A 2,295-nucleotide genomic window follows, 5' to 3' on the forward strand; every position below is an offset into this window, starting at 1 on the left:
TTGCCTGCTTGTGAAGAGAGATCAGCATCCTCGCCTCCCGTCCCGAACCTCGCCAAGGATAGATCTTGCCACGAAAAGCGCCGTCCGGCGAGGATCTATGTGATCATCCGGGATCGGACACGTAGGCTGTGGCAGTTCCAAGCTCTTCCCCTTTGAAACATCAAAAGCATCCATGCGGCGGCGGATTGTGGTGCCCCTTGGAGTGTTGGCGAAGCTAAAAGCTCCGCTTTGTCCGTCGGACGACATGAAGTGGAACAACCGCCTGCCTGCTTACTCTGCCGAGTGGAGGATGTTTGGCAAGCGCGAAAGGCAATTCTGGAGGTATGAAGAAGCTCGTTTCACTCACCGGCCCGTGACGCAACCATCTCCAATTTCCGCATGAGCTAATGGTCGGCAGGCAAGGGTTATCTTCAAGCTGACAAAGCATTGCTTATGGAGGGGCATTGCGGCGAGAGGTTCTGTAGCCCCCGCCCGCAAACAAAGCGCGCTTGACACTCGTGTATCCAGCCCGATGACCGCTATGTCGGCTGTTTGACGTCGTTGGCTGGGCATCATCCAATCCACGCCCCTCATGCCGCTCTTGCCGAGAGATATATGATCTGTCCATGCACGCGCGCCCGCAGGGTCATCCCCTGCGGGCGCTATGGCGACCCTGTGAGAGAGTTGGGAGATCTGCCGTGTCGGTTGCTTGATGCCCGACAAGAAAGGATCTGCCAGTGCCCCTCGACAAACTGATCAGCCTTCTCGCAGAAGCCGCGGTCCAGAGACTCTCGCAGGAGCGGGAGAAGAAGGAGGCGACGCCTGACGCGATGAGGGGACACTACAGCCGGATGTCCGGTCGGGCATCAACATCTCACCGTTGTCGTGAACGCTTCCCTTACTTCGACAGACTATTCACCAGACCCAAGAGAAGGATCTGCCCGTGAGCAACGAGACCATTGCCCTTATCTACCTGCGCTCCGCCGTGCATGACGAGGCGGCGGTCGCCGAGCAGAGGCGCATCTGCACGGGCCATGCCGCAGCGCAGGGTTGGACCATTGGCGAGATCTTCGTGGACAACGGTGCAAGCGGCATGACGAACAAGGACGGCTTCCGTGCGCTCTGTGAGGCCGTGAGTGCGGGACGGGCCGATATCGTGCTTGCGCAGGATCTCGGCCGAATCTCCCGAGACATCGACGCCTGCGTCGAGTTTGTCCGCATGTGCGAGACTTGCGGTGTTTGTGTCATCTGCGTGCACGGCGGGACCATCAGGGCCGAGACGCTTCAGCCTGATCCCCGAAGCGTGCATTCGGCGCTCACCAAGAGAGGCATCGCCGCAAGGGCTCGGCGATGAACCAGCACACCTTCCCTGCGGCACCGCGCCGCGTCGCCCTCTACGCGCGCTACTCGACCGACATGCAGCGGGGCGAGTCGATCGAGGATCAGTTTCGACAGGCCGAGCGCCACGCCAGGCAGCGCGGCTGGACGGTGGTCGCACGATATTCCGACGGCGCCGTCAGCGGCTCCCTCAGCCGAGCGCGAGAGGGCTTCGTCGACCTGTCCCACGCACTGGCGTCGGGCACCTTCGACATCGTGCTGGCTGAATCTACCGACCGGATCTCGCGCGACCCCGAGCACATGGTGCGCTTCTACAAGACCGCGAGCTTCAACGGCGTCGAGATCCACACCACCGGCCGCGGCAAGGTGGATGTCCTGACCCTCGGCCTGTCCTCGACGATGGCGGCAATTTATCTCGAAGATCTGGCCTTCAAGACCCGGCGCGGCCTCGAAGGGCGCATCGAGAAGGGGATGAGCGGCGGCGGGCGGAGCTATGGCTACAGGCAAGGCATGGACGCGCGCGGGGTGCCGGTGACGGGGCTGCTGGAGATTGACCAGGTGCAGGCCGGAATCATCCGGCGCATTTTCCGCGACAATGCAACCGGTGCCTCACCGCTGAAGATCGCGGCCACACTCAACGCCGAGGGTATCCCCTCCCCCTCCGTCGGCACGAAGCGCAAGTCCTCCGGCCACTGGAAGCAGAACACCATCAACGGCAACGCCGCCCGCGGCACCGGCATCCTGAACAACGAACTCTATATCGGCAGGCTGGTCTGGAACCGGCTGACCTACAGCAAGAACCCGGACACCGAGCGACGCGTCTCACGCCTCAACCCCGTCGGCGAATGGCAGGTCGCGGTGACGTTGCCCCCAACTTTTATCCAGCGTGAGCGAGACTCCGGGTTTGGTTTTTGCCTGTTTGGGCGGGTTGGGCAACGGGGGCTGGCGCGGAGCTTTGTGGGTTGCGCAGCGTCAGGC

General features: G+C 62.3%; 2 protein-coding genes. Both read left to right on the forward strand.

Going from position 1 to position 2,295, the window contains the following annotated elements; genetic code table 11:
• Nucleotides 1–922 precede the first annotated feature (922 nt).
• Nucleotides 923–1,333, forward strand: coding sequence for a recombinase family protein (locus OC184_RS19910; RefSeq protein ID WP_265508921.1), 411 nt, complete (start codon nt 923–925; stop codon nt 1,331–1,333).
• Nucleotides 1,330–2,295: recombinase family protein (locus OC184_RS19915; protein WP_265508922.1), on the forward strand; the 966-nt coding region annotated here is incomplete at its 3' end. The genes OC184_RS19910 and OC184_RS19915, both read left to right, overlap by 4 nt.

This window comes from Paracoccus rhizosphaerae (genome assembly GCF_026162645.1).
GTDB classification, from domain to species: domain Bacteria; phylum Pseudomonadota; class Alphaproteobacteria; order Rhodobacterales; family Rhodobacteraceae; genus Paracoccus; species Paracoccus rhizosphaerae.